This window comes from Pseudidiomarina aestuarii (assembly GCF_048263735.1).
Lineage (GTDB): Bacteria > Pseudomonadota > Gammaproteobacteria > Enterobacterales > Alteromonadaceae > Pseudidiomarina > Pseudidiomarina aestuarii_B.
The window spans coordinates 457,647-479,209 of record NZ_JBLXDX010000002.1 but is presented as its reverse complement, the minus strand read 5'-3'; the positions used below and the strand labels follow the sequence as shown (position 1 = coordinate 479,209).

Below are 21,563 nucleotides of genomic sequence, written 5' to 3'. Positions count from 1 at the left end.
TTGCTCACTCAAACAGCAACCGTGTTAGTCGCCCAGTGATAACAAGGTTGCGTTCCCACCAACAGCAGTGATGTTGTTGGTTTTGGTTTTTTCAGTGACAAACCGTGTTAAGTAATGCGGTCCACCAGCTTTCGGACCTGTGCCAGACAAGCCTTGACCACCAAATGGTTGTACCCCAACAACAGCACCAATCTGGTTGCGGTTGATATACACGTTACCGACATCAATACGGCGTGCCACGTCGGCAGAGAAAGTCTCGTTGCGACTGTGAATACCGAACGTCAAACCAAAACCGGTGTTATTGATGCTATCAATGACTGTATCGAGCTCGTCTGTTTTATAACGAATCACGTGCAAGATAGGTCCGAAGTTTTCTTTAACCAGTTGATTGATACTATCAATCTCAATAGCTGTTGGAGCTACGAAGGTGCCCTTCAGAGTGTATTCCGGCATGTTTGCGCGCGCAATGAGACGGCCCGCCTGACTAATGTCGTTGATGTGTTGCTCAAGGTTACTTTTTGCAACCCCATCAATAACGGGGCCTACATCGGTTTCATGCAACATAGGGTCGCCAACTTCCAATTCCGCCATAGCACCTTTCAATAATTCAATCACGCGGTCCGCAATGTCGTCTTGAACAAAGAGTACACGTAATGCAGAGCAGCGTTGTCCAGCACTCTTGAATGCACTCGCGACGATGTCGGTAACCGCTTGCTCAGGCAGCGCTGTTGAATCAATCAACATAGCATTCTGACCACCAGTCTCGGCAACAAAAGGCACAATGGCGCGAGTCCGTGCAGCTAATGCTCGGTTGATTGACTGAGCGGTGTACGTGGAGCCGGTGAAACAGACCCCACCAATGTCTTCTTGGCTCACTAAATAAGAGCCAACTTCAGCACCGCTACCTGGCATGAAGTGCAAGACATCACCAGGAATACCAGCTTCAAGCGCTAATTGGACGGCACGGAATGCAATCAGACCGGTTTGCTCCGCTGGCTTAGCAATCACGCAGTTACCGGTGACCAAAGCAGCTGAGACTTGACCTAAGAAAATCGCTAATGGGAAGTTCCATGGGCTGATACAAATGAAGGTACCGCGCCCTTGCAAGAACAGTTCGTTGGTTTCACCCGTTGGGCCAGGCAACGTGGTGCCTTCACCCATCATTTTCCGTGCTTGAACTGCGTAGTAGCGACAGAAGTCGACGGCTTCACGCACTTCATCGATACCATCTTGAAGGCTCTTACCGGCTTCTAAGCTACATAATGCAATCAGCTCATTACGATTCGCTTCGAGCAAATCAGCCAGCTTTTCTAATGCTTTCGCACGAACTTCAACATCGGTATCGCGCCAGCGACGATAAGCTGCGTTGGCACTATTTAATGCTTGCTCCGCTAGGGCTTTATCACCCCAGTTGATCACGCCAATTTGACGCTCATTTTCTTGCGGGCTAAAAATGGCCACGCGGTGATGTGCGTCAATGACATCTCCATTCACAATGGGTCCGCCTTGCCATTGCTTGTCACGGTATTGGTGAACGGCGGCAATAAAATCGTCTGCTTGTGAGTGAATGTTCATGTTTAATCCTAACGAGTTCTTCCGATCGCTAAAAATCTGCGTCGGTAATGGAATTTTGTGGTTCGCAAAAGTTTCGTACTTACTGATGGTTTGCAGCGGGTGCTGAATCAGTTGCTCGACCGGAACTTCAGGGTCAACTAATTTGTGCACGAATGACGTGTTCGCACCGTTTTCCAGTAAGCGACGTACCAAATAGGGAAGTAGATCTTTGTGCGCACCCACAGGTGCATAAATACGCACTGTGGTATCAGGTTCTTGATCCAAAATAGTGTCGTACAGGTCATCGCCCATGCCGTGCAGACGTTGGAATTCAATTCGGCGCTTATATTTCTCATTGAGGTGGTTAATAGCCACAACCGTTTGCGCGTTGTGTGTCGCAAACTGCGGATAAATAGCGCCATCGGTTGCTTCACTAACCAAATAATGGGCACAAGCCAGATAGCTGATATCGGTATTCGCTTTGCGCGTGAATACTGGATAACCGGTCAAGCCATTTACCTGACACCATTTAATTTCGGTATCCCAATACGCACCTTTCACCAAACGAACTGGGATCTCGTCGCCACATTCATGGGCGAGGGCAGTCAACCAACATAACGTTGGCAATGCACGCTTGGAGTAGGCTTGGACAACTAAGCCGAACCGTGGCCAGCCTTTACACACGCCACTGCGATAAACTTTCTCGAATAATTCGAGAGACAGCTCATGGCGGTCACATTCTTCGGCGTCAATGGTAACGCCAACGTCAGCCTCTTTGGCTAGCTTGACGAGTTCAGTGAGGCTCTGTGCAAGCTCGGTCAGCACACGCTCGTGATTCGCCATGTCGTAGCGCGGATGCAGGGCTGATAATTTGATAGAAATAGTCGGGCGTGGTGCCTTCGGGTTATTGAACTTCTCTTGTGCCACAACCTTAATCGAATTCACATAATCTGCGTGGTAACGGCGAGCATCGGCCATCGTCAATGCGGCTTCACCGAGCATGTCATAAGCGTGAGTGTAACCTTTGTCACGATTCGCACGGCTATTCTTTAAAGCTTCTTGGATGGTACGACCCAATACAAACTGGGTACCCATAATCCGCATCGCGGCATAGGTTGCCTTGCGGACAATCGGCATACCTAATCGCCGAGTTAGTCTGCGAAAGACACCACGAGGCGTCTCCATCGGTGCACCGGTCGGATTAATCACGGTATTGGTCAAGGACAGTCCCCATGAACCAGAATTCACTAGCCATGATGAGCTTTGACCCATGTGTTTTTGCCAATCACCGCCAGATAAGCGGTCTTGGATTAATGCATCAGCGGTCGCTGCATCAGGAATACGCAACAGTGCTTCCGCTAAACACATCAAGATGATGCCTTCTTTGGTATCCAAGCTGTATTCCTGCAGGAAGGCGTCAATACCACCTCCATCTGCTTGGGCGCGAACTTGCTTCACTAGTTTTGCCGAATTTTCGGTAATCACGTCTATCGCGGATTCGTCTGCTGGGACTAATGCCAACAATTCCTGCATATATGCATCTTCATCCACCAAATAGTTTTCCGTGATAGCACGTTGTAACTGCGCTAAATCGGCACTGGTGTACTGCTTAGCAAGCACTTCACTCGCTTTGAACATAGCTTCTCCTGTAAGACTAGCCATTACGGCTGCAGGGGTAGAATTTTCGCGCCAGTATAGGCTTTTTTTTAGGCGCGTAAAGCCCACTACTACCATTTTTTTCAAGCGCCCACGGTGCATTTTTTGCACAGCGCTGTCAAGCCCATATCTATTGACCAATGCAGGTGCTCCGAGTACCGTAATGAACACTTATCGAAGCAGCAATAAAAGGTTTATTTGTGAGTCAAGAAAGCGAATTAAAACTCCTGATCGATCCAGCTCAACGTGACGCAGTTTTGAAACTCTGCGCACGCTTTGCTGATGGTGCAGAGCCAGAGAGTTTTCAACTGACCAACAGTTACTTCGATACCGATGACTTACGGTTACGGCAGTTCGATATGGGATTGCGGATCAGAACCCGTGGGCAAGAGCGTGAACAAACCATCAAACTAGCGGGTGAAGTGCTGGGCGGCATGCACAAGCGGCCCGAATACAATGTTGTGGTTCAAAATGAGACGCCCGATCTCGCACTCTTTGAGAGTGACATTTGGCCAGATGAGTTCCCTTTATTTGATATTCAGCGTGATTTGCATGAAATCTTTTGCACCGACTTCACTCGCCATCGGTGGCATGTGCCAAGTGGTGAGGGGCGCATTGAAGTGGTCGTCGATGAGGGCGAAATACGTGCCGGTGACAAGACTCGACCTATCTGTGAAGTGGAGTTGGAAGTTCAGGGTGGACTCAGTACCGATGCCTATAAAATGGCACGTCGCTTAATCACGCGAGTGCAGGCTTGTGTGGGTAGCCAGAGTAAAGCGGCCCGCGGTTATCTGCTGGCGCAGAAAACCGTACTAGAACCTTTTACCCAAGCGCATTTTGTGCCGTTAGATGACCATGACGATATTGGCGCGGGCTTATATAAAGCGTTGACCTATGCATTGCATTATTGGCAACACAACGACTCTTGCTTGCGCGAGCAACCGAGTGTGCGAGCGGTGGCAGGCATTACGGACGGGATTCGTCTCAGTCGAGTGGTGTTGCAGCAACTGGCGCAATTGGAGGTCGATGTGGCGGATTACATTGTCCGCCTAGAGCAAATGCTCGGTCATTTGGGTTGGCTCAGCCGCTACGATGGTCTCACGGAGTTAACCGCCGAGGATGGCGCTTACCATCGTGCGCTGAAGCAATATCCGAAGCTTTACGAACATATTCAAGAACAACAAGAGCATTCCGTGCAAATGGAGCTGGTGATCGAGCTCAGTAAACGTGATGACTATCAAATGACGCTTCTCGAGCTCGGCGAATTATGTTTTGACCAACCACGCCACGAATCGTTAATGAACGCACCGTTACAACAGTGGGCCACGCAACGGTTACGGGAAGACTGGCAGGTTGTTGCAGAGACCTTTGCGCGTGACCAAGAATGGCGTGCCGAGCATTACTTAAAGCAACTTTCGCCATTGCAAGGCTCCTTGCAACTCGGCTATTGCGTGGGGGCAATTTTTCCGACAGAAGATCGAGAGCAATTTCGAGCACCTTGGTTAGATATGGTTCGAGGTATTCGAGAAATTATGGCGCTGAAGTTGCTGCGTGAAGCAATCAAAGATACCGATGAGGTGAATACAGAAAAGCTCCTCGCATGGCAAACGGTGCAACTCGAAACACTTTTATTTGCACTGAACCATTCACGTCGAGCAGCCTTGAAGCAAGAGCCCTACTGGGACGCTTAAGTAACCTTAGGATGAAGTGATGGCAGCGGATGTACGTGATCGACAGTGGCTAAGCCAAGTCAGTCCCTTCCTAGAGCGGGTGCTGGAACAGCAACCTGACGCCATTAGTTGGCATCACGATCGTGTTGAAAAACCGGAGTTGGCGAGTTACCAAAGTCAAGCGCAACAGGCGTTGGCTAGCTGTCAGAGTGAGGCCGAGGCGCAGCGACAGCTGCGTTTGCTACGCCACCGTTGGTATGCGCAACTGGCCGCCGCAGACCTCACTGATGAACTCAGTTTGGCTGAGATGCTGGCACATTTGACCGAAACGGCCGATGTGCTGATTGACGCTGCAATCCAATGGCTCTATCCACGCTTTACTGATCGCTTTGGTACGCCGCGAACCGAAGACGGTGAGCCTCAGCCGTTATTAGTGATTGGTATGGGTAAGCTGGGTGGTGGTGAACTCAATTTCTCTTCTGACATCGACCTTATTTTTGCGTATCCAGAGCAAGGTGAGACTGATCATCCGCGCAAACCTATCGAGACCAGTGTGTTTTTTACCAAACTGGTGCAAGGTCTGATTCATCTGCTTGATACTGTGACCGTTGATGGTCGGGTATTTCGAGTCGATTTACGATTGCGTCCCTTTGGGCAGTCAGGTCCCTTAGTCGCCAGCCTACCGGCATTGGAACATTATTATCAAGAACAGGGCCGTGACTGGGAACGCTACGCCATGGTAAAGGCGCGGCTTATCCGCGCCCCAGAGCGTTATCAAAAGGAATTACTGCAACTCCTGAGGCCGTTTGTTTATCGCCGTTATATTGATTTCTCCGCGATTGACGCGCTGCGCAAGATGAAGTCGTTGATTACTCAAGAGACGCGCCGCCAAGGTGTTCGTAACAATATCAAACTTGGACCAGGTGGCATTCGCGAAGTTGAATTTATCGTGCAGTCGTTTCAATTGATTCGTGGTGGCCAGCAGCGGCAATTGCAGACCGTGTCGTTATATCAAGCCTATCACGCATTGGTCGATCTAGAGTTGATGACAGCGGCGGATGTGCAGGAGCTCTTAGCCGGCTACCACTGGTTGCGCCAAGTTGAACATGCGCTACAACAGCGCAATGATGAACAAACGCAAGTATTGCCCACTGACTCGCTTGAGCAACAACAAATTGCGCAGATGATGGGCTGTTCATGGGAAGCTCTGGTTCAGCAAACTGAGCAGCACATGCAAATTATCCATGGCCATTTCCAAGCTGTGATTGGTGATCCGGATGCGGAAGATGAAGAGGCTGGCGACCTACAGATTCTCTGGCAAGACATGGTCGCTGATGAGACGGCTCTTGAGGTGCTCGCAGATCGCGGACTCGGTACAGACGCGGTGCGCCAGATCTGGGCCAGCACCAGCGAGTTGCGACAGGAGAGTCGACGCCGGGGCAGTGGACCACGCGGTCGCAAAGCGCTTGCTCGTTTAGTTCCTATCTTACTCGAACAATTGATTCGTGCTGATGATGCAGTCACGTCTACTGAACGCGTTTTCAAGGTACTCAAGCAAATCATGTCGAGAACCGCTTATGTGGAGCTGTTACTCGAAAATATTGGTGCTCGTGAACAACTCATCAAACTGTGCCGCGCGAGCTCTTGGATCACTAAGCAACTCGCACAATACCCAATTTTGTTAGATGAGTTGATTGACCCGAGTCATTTGTATCAGCTTCCAGAACTGGCCGAATATCCAGCATTGGTTGGTGAATACTTACTGCGAATCCCTGAGCAAGAACAAGACCTAGAAGCGCAAATGGATGCGTTGCGGCAAGCACGACAAGCCCTGCAACTGAAAGTGGCTGCGGCCGATGTCAGCGGAGCACTGCCGCTGATGAAGGTCAGTGACCACCTGAGCTATTTGGCTGAAGCGATGATCTCGCATGTGGTAAGACTTGCTTGGTACCAGTTGACCGAAAAATATGGAACCCCGCCAGGGCGGACATTTGAGGATACCGGTTTTGCGGTGCTGGCTTATGGCAAATTGGGTGGTTTGGAATTGGGTTACGGCTCCGACCTCGACTTGGTTTTTCTCACCGATGTTGATTATGAGGGAGAGACGACTGGGCCAAAACCTATCGAAGTGCAGCAATTCTATTTGCGTTTAGCACAGCGTATTTTGCATCTCTTTACCACGCGAACCTTGATCGGGACGCTTTATGAAGTAGATATGCGTTTGCGCCCATCAGGAAAATCAGGACTGTTGGTAACTCAGATACAAACATTCGATTATTATCTCGCAGAAGATGCGTGGACTTGGGAAATGCAGGCTTTGGTGCGTGCACGACCGGTGCATGGGTCGCCGCGAGTACGCGAGCAGCTCATTGCGCTGCGCAAACGACACCTTCAGCGGCAGCGTGAACATGCGCGGTTAGCTCAGCAAGTCCAAGAGATGCGCGAGAAGATGCGCAGCCATTTGCTGAAGAAAACGGATGCATTTGACATCAAGCAGGGCGCGGGGGGGATTACCGATATTGAATTCTTCGTGCAATATTTAGTGCTGCGGTATTCTCATGAGCATCCAGAGCTTGCAGAATATACGGACAATATTCGTATTCTCGAAGCGGCACAGCAGGTCGGTTTACTATCGTCCGAAGACGCGCAACAGTTTATTGCTACCTATATTGATTTGCGTGAAATTGTGCACCGGCTAGCACTGGATGACCGCGAGAGCGTGACCGATGCAGACTTCACTGTGGCGCGCGATTTTGTTCGCGCGCACTGGACAAAATGGTTGGAATCGACCAGTCAGAACTAGAATTAACGTTTGTACAAATCGGGGTCGTCAGGATTTGGGCGAGTTTTGAAACGCCGATGCACCCACAAGTACTGCTCAGGCTTTTGTTGAATCGCAAACTCGACCATAGCATTGACGCGACGTACGTCCGCTATCTCATCATCACTGGGGAACTGTTCGAATTGCGGATAAAAGGTTACGTCGTACCCCGTTCCATCATCACGTCGAAAACAAGTTGTTGGCACCACTGCGCAATTAGCATTGCCAGCGAAGAGCAAAGTGCCTGTGGTTGAGCTAGTTTCCTGCACATTAAAGAAGGGCACGAATACTGTGCGCTTGCGACCATAATCTTGGTCGGGCAGATACCCTGCAATGTCACCATTATCTAGTGCTTGAAGCATGCTGCGAACGTCTGTGCGTGGAATCAAGTATTTGTTCGAGCGACCACGTCCACGAGTTTGCAAGAATTCCATGACGGCGTTGTTGTGCGGACGATATAACCCAACCGCAGGACGCACGAAACCGTGCAGACGTGCGTGGACTTCCAAGCTTAGAAAGTGGAACAACAGCATCAACACGCCTTTGCCTTCCTGTTGCGGCTGTAACAGGTGTTCTACGCCATGCACATGCAGCTTTCGTTTGATCCGCCAGTCCGGCCACCACCATGCCATACCCGTTTCAAAGAACGCGATACCGGTATTTTCCATATTGGTTTTGACCAACTGCTCACGCTCATCTGCTGGCATGTCGGGAAAACTGAGTTCGAGGTTACGGCGAGCAATATCCGCTCGACGCGGGACGTAGCGATAAAATAATCGACCTACGCCCCGACCGAGGGCGAGTTGCCAACGATATGGCAACCACGAAATGAGATAAAGAAAGGAAACACCGAGCCAAGTTAACCAATAACGAGGGTGGAGAAACTTGGCTTCAAATTTAGGTGTCTCAATTATTTTCATCGGTCAAACTAGCGTTTATGGCAGTTAAATCTTGCTCGCTAATTTGCCCTGAAGATTGCTTCAATGCAAGGGATTGACGAATATAGCCGTACCGAGCGGTTGACAAATTACGTCGTGCGTTGAATAAATTACGAGTACTATCAAGTACATCAACAATGGTTCGAGTACCAACTTCAAAGCCAGTTTGAGTCGCTTTCAAGGCGCTTTCCGCTGACACGACTGCTTGCTCAAGTGCGCGAATAGTTGCAATAGAAGCAACGACGTCATAGTACGAACTCCGCACTGAACGCTCAACATCACGGCGAATGAACTCCAACTGTTGGCTTGAAGCCACATAGTTTTCTCGTGCTTGGTCGGTTGCTGCTGAGGTGCGGAAACCTGAGAAAATGGGGACGCGAACCGTCACACCAATTTGGCTGCTATCCAAGCGAGGCGTATCTACTGTTGGTGATCCTTGCGTTTCTGACTCACCATCACTGGTACCAAATGAGGCAGACAATGAAGCGGTGGGTAAATGGCCATTGCGTGCGACGTCGATCTGCTGCTCAGCAATTTCTACCGCAACCCGTTGCACCAACAAATCTAAGTTTTTCTCTTCAGCTACTTTGACCCAGTTCGTGGCGTCTTGTGGCGAAGGGTTTTCTGGGCTGAAGCTCTCAGTATTCAGTGACGCCAAGTCTTCATGATAGCGGCCAGTGATTTCGCGCAAGCTTTCCTGAGCGATTTCGACTGCATTTTTCGCTTGAATCTCACGTGCGACGGCGTTGTCGAACTGTGCTTGAGCTTCATGAACATCGGTAATAGCGGTCAGACCCACTGAAAAACGTTGTTTCGTTTGTTCCAGCTGGCGTTCGATCGCATTTTTCTCTGCACCGGCGAATTCTAAGTCATCTTGTCGCTCGAGCACGGTGAAGTATGCATTGACGACGCGAATCATTAATTGCTGACGGGCGTTTAAATAAGACACTTCGGCTTGATAGGCGCGCTTCTCAGCAATTTCAGTTTCATCCCAAACGTTCATGTTGAACAAGGTTTGTGACAAACTAACACCGGCATCCCAGCCACGGCTCGTTTGGTCAATGACGAAGACATTGCCGTTTGAATCAAAGTTGGTACGATCGGCTTGGCTGCGCGCATAGCCGGCTTCAAAGCCAACTTGAGGCCACCAATCAGCACGGGCAATGTTCACGCCTTTTTGTGCGGCGCGGCGCTCTGCATCAACGCGTTGAAGTGTAGGATCGTTTTGCAACGCTAATTGGAAAACTTGTGCTAAATCGTCAGCATAGGCCGGCACACTACTGGCGGCGAATGATAAACCGATAAGTACTGACAAAACGTGCTTTTTCATGATCTCAAGGTTCCTGATTTTGTAAGACTGCGTTGTGTTGCACTGTCAACCAACCGAATTGTGACTGTATTTTACATACACTCATGAATGAATACTAGTTTACACCGAACTGGATCAACGTTCAGGTGTTGAGATGCAACAACAAGTGCTCAAGTGTAACTAATTATGTGGCCTGAAGCGCGGAATTTACAATTAGAAATAGTCCGAGACGCGCTCAAGCGAGTATTTAAGACGATCAATAACGACGGGAAGTTTACTGTGCAAAAATTTAATCGAGATGATGTCGATATCATAACACGAGAACCTATCCGCGAGGGCTTTTTAAGTTTGTATCGTTATCGGTTACGGCATCGATTGTTTGCAGGTGGTTGGTCGCCGGAGTTCGAGCGAGAAATCATGGATCGTGGTCATGCCGTTGTGGTTATTCCCTATGATCCCGAGCGTGATTGTTATGTTCTGCTAGAACAATTTCGGATTGGCGCACTGGATGAGGCTGACCATCACGGAACCAGCCCGTGGCTGCTCGAATTTGTTGCCGGTATGGTCGACAAGCCAGATGAAACGCCGGAAGCGGTCGCTGCTCGCGAGCTCGACGAAGAAGCGGGCTTGACCGCCAGTCATTTTCACTATGCTCTGACGTATTTATCGTCGCCCGGAGGTTGCACGGAGAAGATCACCATCTTTGTCGCGACTGTCGATAGTTCGCAAGCTGCAAAGCAGGGAGGATTGGCGACTGAGAATGAAGATATCCGTGTGCATGTACTGCCGCGTACGGAAGTGGAAGCGTTGTTAGAACATGGAAAAATAAACAATGCGGCCAGCGTGATTGGGCTACAATGGATGCAACTTCACCGGCAACGCCTGTTGCAACGGTGACAACAAAATAAGGTTTAGTAGTGCTATGACAACAGATGTAAAACGCAAACGATATCAATTTGATTTAGCAGCTTTGCAACGCATGGCTGCGGTCAATTATGCGTTGTTACAAACCATGGTTGGGAACCTGAAGACAGCGACTGAACGGCGGATTAAAGTCGGTCGTCAATTACATTTCACCATTGAGGTGACCGAAGCTGCACCCTATACGACGGAGGTGCGCATCCAACAGCAATCCATTACGAAGCAGTTGCCAGGCTTGAGAGAAACGCAATTGGATGTGCGGCTCTATCATGATGCGCAACTCGCCGAAGTGGTGCGTAGTCAGGGTATTGAGCGTCTGCAGCCGGTCTATCCGCAACCCAATCCCAACATGCATCAGCCGGATGAAAAGCATCAAATGAATCAGTTTTTGAGTGATTGGCTGCAGATGATCAAACGTTCAGGGTTAGCGCAGGAGATTTAGTCGTTGTTACTGTATTTACATGGCTTTGAGAGTTCACCAGCGTCACAAAAAATAGATGAGACGCGGCAATTCCTTGAGACTCACCAGGCGATGATTCGCCTTGAAGCACCACAACAACCCGCATCAATGGTCGCTATTCGCCAGTTGCTTGATTACTACATTGAGCAAGCTGAGCCGCCATCAGCGGTTATGGGGAGTTCGTTGGGCGGCTTTTGGACGCACTATGTTGTGAGTCGATTAAAACAACGCGGTGCGCAGGTGCGTGGCGTGCTAATCAATCCGGCCGTACGTCCGCTGGCTTGGATGCCACCGGAACCGCATCAGCGTGTGCATCCCTATACCAAAGAAGAATATTGGCTGGGACCACAGGATGCTGAAGTGCTAGCAGCGGCTCAGGATGCGTTACGTGATGATGTGGAACTCTTGGTGCTGTTGCAGGCTGCCGATGAAGTTCTCGATGTTCGTTTGGCGCAGGAGCGTTATTATGCGCAACGCTTGATTCTTGAACAAGGTGGCGATCATCGCTTTCAAAACTTCCCTCGATACCTGCCAGCAGTGCTTGAGTTTCTGGGCGTCCTGTAACAGTATATGAGGATTCCTATAACCACGATTCTTGCAACGAGAATTGGCGATAATTAGAAGAACAGCGCATGTCAGATTACAAAGCAGATGCCATAGAGGTTCTCAATGGTCTTGAACCGGTGCGACGCCGGCCGGGCATGTACACCGACACGACTCGTCCCAATCATTTAGGCCAAGAAGTTATCGATAACAGTATCGATGAAGCACTGGCGGGTCATGCTCGTGAGTTAACGGTTATTTTGTACCCTGATCAATCACTTGAAGTATTGGATGACGGTCGCGGAATGCCGGTCGATGTGCATGCGGAGGAGGGGGTGCCTGGGGTCGAACTGATCATGACCAAGTTGCACGCCGGTGGTAAGTTCTCCAATAAGAACTACAAATTTTCTGGCGGTTTGCACGGGGTCGGTATTTCCGTAGTAAACGCATTGTCCACTCGCGTCGAAGTAACGGTGAAGCGTGACGGTAACGTCTATGAAATGGCGTTTGAGAATGGTGATAAGGTCACCGAGCTCAGCATTACCGGCACGGTCGGTAAACGTAACACGGGTACTGGTTTGCGCTTTTGGCCTGACCCCAAATACTTTGACTCGCCGAAATTTTCGGTTTTAAAACTGACGCATTTGTTGCGTGCCAAAGCGGTATTGTGCCCCGGTTTACGCATTACTTTTGATAATCAAGTCGATAACACCGAACAGTCTTGGTATTACGAAGATGGTTTACGCGATTATTTGGTTGAGGCAGTCGCTGAATTACCGACCATGCCAGAAGAGCCATTTATTGGTGCTTCCAGCGGCAATGAAGAAGCTGTCGACTGGGCGGTGACCTGGTTACCTGAGGGCGGTGAAGGTGTGATGGAAAGCTATGTCAACCTGATCCCGACTCCGCAAGGCGGAACCCACGTTAACGGTTTACGCCAAGGCTTGTTAGATGCCATGCGAGAATTCTGTGAATTCAGAAATCTCTTGCCGCGCGGGGTTCGACTGACTCCGGAAGATATCTGGGATCGTTGCAGCTATATATTGTCGGTCAAAATGCAAGATCCGCAGTTTGCTGGGCAAACCAAAGAGCGGTTGTCGTCGCGGCAGTGCTCAGCTTTTGTATCTGGTGTAGTCAAAGACGCTTTTAGTCTCTGGCTCAATGAACATACCGATTTAGCAGAGCAACTTGCGGACTTGTGTATCAACAACGCACAACGACGCATGAAAGCCAGCAAGAAAGTCGTGCGTAAAAAAGTTACGCAAGGTCCGCCATTGCCTGGCAAGTTAACCGACTGTGCCAGCCAAGATATTAATCGAAGCGAATTATTCTTAGTGGAAGGGGACTCGGCAGGCGGTTCAGCTAAGCAAGCCCGTGATCGCGATTTCCAAGCGGTGATGCCGCTGCGCGGTAAAATCCTCAACACGTGGGAAGTCGACTCTGATCAGATCCTCGGCTCGCAAGAGATTCATGATATTTCGGTAGCCATTGGCGTCGATCCGAACTCCGATGACTTGCAGAATTTACGCTACGGCAAGGTCTGTATCTTAGCCGATGCGGACAGTGATGGTTTGCATATTGCGACGCTGTTGTGTGCATTATTTATGCGTCACTTCCGTCCTTTGGTGGACCACGGTCATGTGTATGTCGCAATGCCGCCTTTGTATCGAATTGATGTGGGTAAAGAAGTGTTTTATGCCCTCGATGAAGATGAGATGCAGGGAACGCTCGACCGAATTGAAGCAGAGAAACGTAAGGGCAAAGTCAATGTTCAGCGGTTCAAAGGTTTGGGTGAGATGAATCCGTTACAACTGCGGGAAACGACGATGGATCCAAATACTCGTCGCTTGGTCCGACTGACCATTGATGAAATTGAAACCACAGAAGAATTGATGGACATGTTATTGGCGAAAAAGCGCGCTCACGATCGCAAAGACTGGCTGGAAAGCAAAGGCAACTTAGTCGATTTGGCAGAGTTATAAGGAGAGCAGTATGTCGATGGATACCCTAGATAATATAGAAACACTGCCCCTTCGCCGATTTACCGAAGATGCATATTTAAATTATTCGATGTACGTGATTATGGACCGAGCGTTGCCACATATTGGTGATGGCTTGAAGCCTGTGCAACGCCGAATTATCTACGCGATGTCTGAACTGGGCCTGTCCGCACTTGCAAAATATAAGAAATCAGCACGGACCGTCGGTGACGTCCTCGGTAAATTCCATCCGCACGGTGATAGCGCCTGTTACGAAGCGATGGTGTTGATGGCGCAGCCATTCTCTTATCGCTATCCGCTGGTTGATGGACAAGGAAACTGGGGCTCGCCAGATGATCCTAAGTCGTTTGCTGCGATGCGTTATACCGAAGCTCGATTATCACGCTTTAGTGAAGTGCTGCTCAGTGAGCTGGGTCAGGGTACTGTCGATTGGACACCGAACTTTGACGGCACCATGAAAGAGCCGCGGATGTTACCAGCGCGCTTACCGCACATTTTATTGAATGGTGTAACCGGTATTGCGGTTGGTATGGCCACCGATATTCCGCCACACAACGCCCGCGAAGTTGCGCAAGCCTGCGCAATGCTGTTGGAAAAGCCTAGTGCTGGGTTGCCCGAAGTCATGGAGCATCTGCATGGACCTGATTATCCAACCGACGCAGAAATCATCACGCCACGTGACGAAATCATCAAAATTTATGAGTCCGGTCGTGGTTCCATTCGGATGCGTGCCAAGTACGTGATGGAAGATGGTGAGGTTGTTGTAACCGCACTACCCCATCAAGCATCGGGCGCAAAAGTACTCGAGCAAATTGCTGCGCAAATGCAGGCGAAGAAGCTACCGATGGTCACCGATTTACGCGATGAATCAGACCATGAAAATCCAACTCGATTAGTCATTGTCCCGCGCTCGAACCGCGTGGATATTGAACAAATGATGGCGCATTTGTTTGCGACCACTGATTTGGAAAAGAACTATCGGGTTAATTTGAACATGTTGGGTCTCGATGGCCGCCCGCAAGTCAAACCGATATTAACTGTCCTCAAGGAATGGTTAGAGTTTCGTCAAATCACTGTGACGCGGCGCTTACAGCATCGTCTCGATAAAGTACTCGCACGTTTACATATTCTCGAAGGCTTATTGGTTGCTTACCTGAACCTCGATGAAGTGATCGCCATTATTCGTTATGAAGATGAGCCGAAAGCTGAGTTGATGAAACGATTCGCTCTCAGTGAGTTGCAAGCTGAAGCCATTCTCGAGTTGAAATTACGTCACTTAGCCAAACTTGAAGAAATGAAGCTCAAAGGTGAGCAAGACGAGCTAGAACAAGAGCGGCAGCAATTAGAGCTGGTGCTAGGCTCGGATCGCCGATTGAAAACCATGATCCGAAAAGAAATTTTGGCTGATGCTGAAAAATATGGGGACGACCGTCGTTCGCCTCTGGTGGAGCGTGGCGAAGCGAAAGCTTTGAGTGAACGTGACTTAACGCCAGCTGAAGCGGTGACTGTGGTGTTATCAGCGAAAGGTTGGGTACGTGCCGCGAAAGGACATGATGTCGATGGCACCACGCTAGCTTATAAATCTGGGGACAACTTCCTCAGTTCTGCGCAGGGTAAGAGTAATCAACAGGTCGTGTTCCTCGATAGCTCTGGACGCAGTTTCTCTTGTGAGGCGCACTTGTTACCGTCCGCTCGTACTCAGGGCGAGCCGTTAACGGGGCGTTTTAGCTTGGTAGCCGGAGAAACGGTCGATCAGGTCATGATGGCAAAAGATGAGCAGCGATATCTGATGGCTTCTGATGCTGGATATGGTTTCGTCTGTAAGTTTAGCGACTTGGTGAGTCGGAATAAGAACGGTAAGGCAGTTCTAAATTTGCCAACTGGAGCGAAGATTTTGCCACCACAGCCGGTGCAAGACACCGCATCGGAACTGCTCGTTTGTGTGTCCAACGAAGGACGCATGCTGATTTTCCCACTGGCCGACCTACCTGAGTTGTCGAAAGGAAAGGGCAACAAAATGATGAGTATTCCAACGCTGCGAGCCCAGTCGCGTGAGGAATATGTGGTTGCAACGGCAGTAGTGCAGCCTGACACCGCGGTCACGTTGTTGGCAGGTAAGCGTAAATTGACGCTCAAGCCAGCTGATCTTGAACACTATCGCGGTGAGCGTGGACGTCGTGGCAATAAACTTCCACGCGGATTGCAACGCGTTGATGGAATAGTCGTTGAACAGTAAAACTGATCGGACGTTTTTCAGTGCCGAACACGGTATACTAGCGAGCATGAAATAGAAGGAGAATTCATGCTCGCAGTTATTCGAATTATTTTACTGGGTATTTTTATTATCATTTTTAGCACGCTAGGTATTTTAATGTGCTTAGTGCGGCCTTTTCACCCCGAAAACACCCGAGTTGCTGCGTATTGGTATGGCAGCATGCATAAGTTGCTGGGTTTACGCCTCGATATTCGAATTCCCGACCATCTTGACTATGGTGACAAGCAGCATGGTGGACCCTATGTCTACATTGCCAATCATCAAAATACCTGGGATATCTTCACTCTGGCTCATGTGATGCCACACAATACGGTTAGTATTGGTAAGAAGAGTTTGAAGTGGATCCCCTTTTTCGGACAACTGTATTGGTTAGCTGGCAACATTCTCATCGACCGCAAGAATACGGGCCGTGCTCGCGGTACCATCGAACAAGCCGCAGAAGCCATTCGACAACGAAATATCTCGATATTGCTCTTCCCAGAAGGTACGCGCAGCAATGGACGTGGCTTGTTACCGTTCAAAACTGGTGCATTCCGAACCGCCATTCAGGCAAAAGTTGCACTCGTGCCTATCTGCGTGTCTAATCTGCATGGACGGATTCGATTAAACCGTTGGAATAATGGAACATTGATTATCGAATACCTGCAGCCGATTTCGACGGCAGAGTATGGCGATGAATCAGTGCGAGCGTTAGTGGCACAATGCCATCAAATTATGCAAACCAAAATTAGTGAGTTAGATCACGAATTGGCTAGTTCGCAATAAGGAAACATTATGGCAGTCGATATCGTTGCGCTTCGTGCGCAAAGCGAAGAGACCATTGAGTCATTGCTCGCTGATGGCGCTCCAGAAGACGAGCTTTATGTTATTGAGCATCATTTAGCGAGTACTGACTTCAGTAAGCTAGAAAAAGCTGCAGTGGAATTGGTGAAAGCTGGCTACCATGTCGATGACGCGGATGAATATGAGCTGGATGATCACTCTCGGCTCTTTGCATTTGTTGCCGTGAGTGAAGTTCAATTAGATGCCAAGATCTTGGATATGCAAACCGTTGAGGTCGCAAAAATCGCTGACTTAGCGGGCGTAGACTATGATGGCTGGGGCACCTATTTCGGTGAAGCGGACGACGAAGAAGAATAAACTCTCCACAGGGGACATTCCATGATTGGAAATATCGGTCTCGTAGTAGGGCTGGCGCTCCTTATCCTATTAGCGCTACGCGGTATAAATATTCTTTTAGCGGTATTGATTTCTATTCTGGTGATAGGGCTAACCAACGCCATCCCTATTGCGGATATCTTCCTTAAGCACTTTCCTTTTGGGCCGTCTGGGGCATTCAGTTTTGCTGGAAACTTCCTGTTATTGTTCATGTGCGGCGCTATATTCGGACGTGTCATGGCTGCCAGCCACGCGGCTCAAGGCGTCGCAATGGGCATCACCAAACGGCTCGGTGCGCAGCGTACGCTGCTGATTGCGATGCTGGTTTGTGCGTTGCTGACTTACGGTGGTGTTGTTGTATTTGTCGTGATGTTTACCATGTATCCCATTGGTGTGACCTTAATGCGCCAAGCAAATATTCCGCGACGTCTCTATGCCGCAGCTATTGCATTAGGCGCTGGTACTTTCACTATGACGGCGCTACCTGGCACGCCTTCCATTCATAACGTGATTGCGGCCCGCAATTTGGGTACGGACCTGTTTGCCGGTGGCTGGTATGGCTTACTCGCTGCGGCGGTGATGGCAGGCGTTGGGATGTGGTATCTGCAGTCCCAATGGCGAAAAGCGCAAGCCAAAGGCGAGAACTATGTGACGCATGCAAAAGATGAGCAAATGGCGGCATTGGCCCCACAGCCTGATCAGCAACTGCCATCATTGTTTGTTTCTGTGCTGCCTATTGTCGTCGTGCTTCTGATGATTATGTTGCCACGTTTGCTGCAACTGGCAGGTATGAGCGCTGACTGGATTAGTTTTGCGAATACTCAGCCAGTGCTATGGGCCAGTTTCGCGTTGCTTTGTGGGGTGGCGAGTTGTTTCGTGCTGTTTGCACCTGCTCGGCAAGCATTCTGGGCTACCGCAGGTCAGGGCGTAGATGACGCTTTGTTACCGTTGATTAATACGGCTGCCGTTATTGGTTTTGGTGGCGTGGTGATTCAGACCGCAGGGTTCCATCAGTTTGCAACTTGGTTGGTTGAGCTGCCAGTTCCGCCTTTGCTTTCGGTGTTCTTTAGTGCCAACTTGATCTCGGGTATCACCGCATCTGCTTCTGGTGGCTTGCAAATCTTCATGTCGAGTCTTGCGCCAGTTTATCTAGAGGCGGGCGTAAGTGCGGACATTTTACATCGGGTGGCGAATATTGCGGCCGGAGGCTTGGATTCACTCCCGCATTCTGGTGCTGTGATTGCGCTGTTTACTTTGATGGGACTGACACACAAGGAAGCATACAAAGATATCTTTGTCGTGACCGTGTTGATTCCAATTGTTGCGGCATTAGTAGTGGTAGCGGCAGCTATGGCATTTGCCTAACTGCCGCACCAGTGACAGAATTAAATTAGCGTCATTAGAGTGACGCTATTTTTTCGCGCTGTTGACGCAACTGAGCCAAGGTTTCTTCGGCGTCTTGCTGCTTGGCACGTTCTTTGTCGATAACATCGGCAGGCGCCTTACTCACAAAGTTCTCATTACTGAGTTTGCGCTGCACCATGGCGACATCTTTTTCGGCTTTGTCGATGGCTTTATCGAGTCGAGCCAATTCCGCTTGCGTATCAATTAAGCCAGCCATTGGAATATGGATTTCCATGCGACCCACTAAGGCTGTTGCGCTGGCTGGCGCCTCTTCGGCATCAGCAATGAACGTGACCGACTCGAGTTTGGCTAGCGCGCTAAAGAACGTCATGTTCTGTTCAATGCGCTCACGCCCCTTTGAGTCCGCTTGGCTAATCAAAACAGGCAACGGTTTACTCGGTGACAAATTCATTTCGCCACGGATATTACGAATAGCCACGATAACTTGCTTCAGCCACTCCATATCATCACGAGCATTCGCGTAGGTTTCTGCTGCCACCTGTGGATACGGTTGGAGCATGACTGTTTCGCCTTGCACGCCTGCCAAAGGCGCAACACGTTGCCATATCGCTTCCGTGATAAACGGTAATAATGGATGGAGTAAGCGCTGTAGCCGTTCAAGTACGGTTACCAACGTGTGTCGGGTACCACGCATCTGTGCTTCAGAACCATGCTGCAGCACCGGCTTTGTCAACTCCAAATACCAGTCACAGAATTGATTCCAAGTAAATTCATAGGCAATGGCTGCTGCTTGGTCAAAACGGTAGTTATCCAGTGCGTGGCGGAACTGCTGAACGGTGTCGTTGAAGCGCTCTAGAATCCATTGGTCGGCAAGTGATAACTCTAAGGAACCACCCGATTGACCACAGTCATGTTCTTCTGTGTTAAGCAACACATAACGACTGGCGTTCCAGAGCTTATTACAGAAGTTCCGATAGCCTTCAAGGCGCTTCATATCCCAGTTAATGTCACGCCCGGTTGAAGCTAAAGCTGCTAGCGTAAAGCGCAAGGCATCGGTGCCGTGAGCGGTAATACCGTCCGGGAATTGCTTTTCGGTACGCTTCGCGATTTTCTCTTCAAGCTGCGGCTGCATCATGTTTGCGGTGCGTTTCGCCACTAAACTGGGTAAATCAATGCCATCAATCATGTCCAATGGGTCTAAGACATTACCCTTGGACTTCGACATTTTCTGACCTTCCTCATCACGAATGAGGCCCGTCACATAGACAGTTTTAAAGGGCACTTGTGGCTGACCATTCTCATCTTTCAAGAAGTGCATAGTCATCATGATCATCCGCGCGACCCAGAAGAAAATGATATCAAAACCGGTGACCAGAACGTCTGTTGGATGGAAGGTTTTGAGGTCATCGGTCGACTCTGGCCAACCTAACGTTGAGAAGGTCCACAATGCGGATGAGAACCAGGTATCAAGCACATCATTGTCCTGATGCAACACCACGTCATCTGCGAGAACATGAGATTGGCGAACTTCAGCTTCATCTCGACCCACATACACGTTCCCGTGGTCGTCATACCAAGCTGGAATTCGGTGGCCCCACCACAATTGGCGAGAAATACACCAATCCTGAATATCACGCATCCAAGCAAAATACATATTTTCGTATTGCTTAGGTACAAACTGAATTTGTCCGTCTTCGACAGCTTTGGTAGCGACTTCAGCCATCGGCCCAACACGCACATACCATTGATCGGTCAAATGAGGCTCGATAGGAACACCACCACGGTCACCGTATGGCACTTTATTGGTGTGTGTCTCTACTTTGTCTAAAAGACCCAGTGCGTCGAAATCAGCAACCACTTGTTTGCGTGCAACAAAGCGATCTAACCCTTGGTAGGCGGTAGGAAGTGTACCGTCGAAATCACCAATAGTGTCGAGTGCCTCGCCAGTAGGTGTGTACAGGCCAGCCTTGACACGAACCTGAGCCACATCGTCGAAAATCGCTATCATTGCGAGTTGATGACGTTTACCAATTTCATAATCGTTGAAGTCATGAGCTGGAGTAATTTTGACACAACCTGTACCAAACTCTTGGTCGACATAGCTGTCGGCAACTATTGGAATGCGTCGATTTACCAGCGGTAGCTCGATGAATTTGCCAACCAGCGCTGTGTAACGCTCATCATCTGGGTGCACGGCTACACAAACGTCACCCAGCATGGTCTCTGGACGAGTGGTCGCGACTACTAAATAATCTTGACCGTCGGCTGTTTTGGCGCCGTCTGCCAGAGGGTAGCGCAAGTGCCAGATATGCCCTTGTTGCTCTTTATTCTCGACTTCTAAATCAGAAATGGCCGTTTGTAATTTAGGATCCCAGTTGACCAACCGTTTGCCACGATAGATCAAATTCTCTTGGTAGAGTCGAACGAAGACTTCTTTTACGGCGTTGGATAAACCATCGTCCATGGTGAAGCGCTCACGATCCCAGTCAACAGAGTCACCCAAGCGGCGCATTTGTTGGGTGATGGTGCCGCCTGACTGCGCTTTCCATTCCCAAATTTTCTCAATAAATGTTTCGCGACCAAGCTCTTGGCGTGTAACGCCCTGCGCAGCTAGTTGACGTTCGACGACCATTTGCGTAGCAATACCGGCATGGTCAGAGCCCACTTGCCAGAGTGCGTTGTAGCCGTCCATGCGCTTATAGCGAGTCAGTGTATCCATAATGGTGTGCTGGAAAGCATGCCCCATATGCAAACTACCGGTCACATTCGGAGGTGGAATCATGATGCAGTAACTGTCACCGGAACCGCTCGGCTTGAAATAGCCAGCCGCTTCCCACTGTTGATACAATTCTTGCTCGAGTGCTTCAGGAGCGTAGGTCTTATCCATAGAAAC

Annotated in this window: 13 protein-coding genes and 1 pseudogene; 10 read left to right on the top strand and 4 right to left on the bottom strand. The window is 49.6% G+C overall.

Features of this window, described 5'->3' with window-relative positions; translation table 11 throughout:
• Positions 1-24 precede the first annotated feature (24 nt).
• Complete coding sequence (gene putA, locus ACN0S4_RS06915; protein ID WP_417656957.1) at positions 25-3,192, bottom strand: bifunctional proline dehydrogenase/L-glutamate gamma-semialdehyde dehydrogenase PutA; 3,168 nt, start codon at positions 3,190-3,192, stop codon at positions 25-27.
• A gap of 218 nt (positions 3,193-3,410) precedes the next feature.
• Between putA and ACN0S4_RS06910 the strand changes: the two genes are divergently transcribed.
• Together ACN0S4_RS06910 and glnE are read left to right on the top strand one after the other, a co-directional pair.
• Complete coding sequence (locus ACN0S4_RS06910) at positions 3,411-4,901, top strand: inorganic triphosphatase (protein ID WP_417656956.1); 1,491 nt, start codon at positions 3,411-3,413, stop codon at positions 4,899-4,901.
• A 49-nt stretch (positions 4,902-4,950) separates the two neighbouring features.
• Positions 4,951-7,683: pseudogene (gene glnE / locus ACN0S4_RS06905) on the top strand (bifunctional [glutamate--ammonia ligase]-adenylyl-L-tyrosine phosphorylase/[glutamate--ammonia-ligase] adenylyltransferase); the annotation flags it as partial.
• A gap of 2 nt (positions 7,684-7,685) precedes the next feature.
• Here the strand turns inward: glnE and lpxL are convergent.
• Both lpxL and tolC read right to left on the bottom strand, forming a co-directional pair.
• Positions 7,686-8,615, bottom strand: a complete 930-nt coding sequence (gene lpxL / locus ACN0S4_RS06900) for an LpxL/LpxP family Kdo(2)-lipid IV(A) lauroyl/palmitoleoyl acyltransferase (RefSeq protein WP_417657003.1) — start codon at positions 8,613-8,615, stop codon at positions 7,686-7,688.
• Positions 8,608-9,969 carry an outer membrane channel protein TolC gene (gene tolC / locus ACN0S4_RS06895; RefSeq protein WP_417656955.1) on the bottom strand — a complete coding sequence of 454 codons (1,362 nt, stop codon included), beginning with the start codon at positions 9,967-9,969 and terminating at the stop codon, positions 8,608-8,610. Before tolC ends, lpxL begins: the two co-directional genes overlap by 8 nt.
• Positions 9,970-10,227: 258 nt before the next feature.
• On the opposite strand from tolC, the gene ACN0S4_RS06890 reads away from it, so the two are divergent.
• The 8 genes from ACN0S4_RS06890 to ACN0S4_RS06855 all read left to right on the top strand — a co-directional run bounded on the left by ACN0S4_RS06890 (position 10,228) and on the right by ACN0S4_RS06855 (position 18,670).
• The gene (locus ACN0S4_RS06890) at positions 10,228-10,845 is read left to right on the top strand and encodes an NUDIX domain-containing protein (RefSeq protein ID WP_417656954.1); all 618 of its coding nucleotides are present in this window, start codon (positions 10,228-10,230) and stop codon (positions 10,843-10,845) included.
• Positions 10,846-10,870: 25 nt separating this feature from the next.
• Positions 10,871-11,311: a DUF1249 domain-containing protein gene (locus ACN0S4_RS06885; protein ID WP_417656953.1), complete on the top strand. Its 441-nt coding sequence runs from the start codon at positions 10,871-10,873 to the stop codon at positions 11,309-11,311.
• A 3-nt stretch (positions 11,312-11,314) separates the two neighbouring features.
• A complete protein-coding gene (locus tag ACN0S4_RS06880; RefSeq protein ID WP_417656952.1) occupies positions 11,315-11,893 on the top strand; it encodes a YqiA/YcfP family alpha/beta fold hydrolase in 579 nt (192 codons plus the stop codon).
• Positions 11,894-11,961: 68 nt separating this feature from the next.
• Positions 11,962-13,854, top strand: a complete 1,893-nt coding sequence (gene parE, locus ACN0S4_RS06875; protein WP_417656951.1) for a DNA topoisomerase IV subunit B — start codon at positions 11,962-11,964, stop codon at positions 13,852-13,854.
• A gap of 10 nt (positions 13,855-13,864) precedes the next feature.
• Complete coding sequence (parC, locus tag ACN0S4_RS06870) at positions 13,865-16,108, top strand: DNA topoisomerase IV subunit A (RefSeq protein WP_417656950.1); 2,244 nt, start codon at positions 13,865-13,867, stop codon at positions 16,106-16,108.
• Between the two features lie 66 nt (positions 16,109-16,174).
• Positions 16,175-16,912 carry a 1-acylglycerol-3-phosphate O-acyltransferase gene (locus ACN0S4_RS06865; protein ID WP_417656949.1) on the top strand — a complete coding sequence of 246 codons (738 nt, stop codon included), beginning with the start codon at positions 16,175-16,177 and terminating at the stop codon, positions 16,910-16,912.
• 9 nt (positions 16,913-16,921) lie between these two features.
• Complete coding sequence (gene rraB / locus ACN0S4_RS06860) at positions 16,922-17,287, top strand: ribonuclease E inhibitor RraB (RefSeq protein ID WP_417656948.1); 366 nt, start codon at positions 16,922-16,924, stop codon at positions 17,285-17,287.
• Positions 17,288-17,308: 21 nt separating this feature from the next.
• On the top strand, positions 17,309-18,670 hold the full coding sequence (locus ACN0S4_RS06855) for a GntP family permease (protein WP_417656947.1): 1,362 nt from the start codon (positions 17,309-17,311) through the stop codon (positions 18,668-18,670).
• Between the two features lie 34 nt (positions 18,671-18,704).
• On the opposite strand, the gene ACN0S4_RS06850 is transcribed toward ACN0S4_RS06855, so the two are convergent.
• On the bottom strand, positions 18,705-21,557 hold the full coding sequence (locus ACN0S4_RS06850; RefSeq protein WP_417656946.1) for a valine--tRNA ligase: 2,853 nt from the start codon (positions 21,555-21,557) through the stop codon (positions 18,705-18,707).
• Between the last annotated feature and the right edge of the window lie 6 nt (positions 21,558-21,563).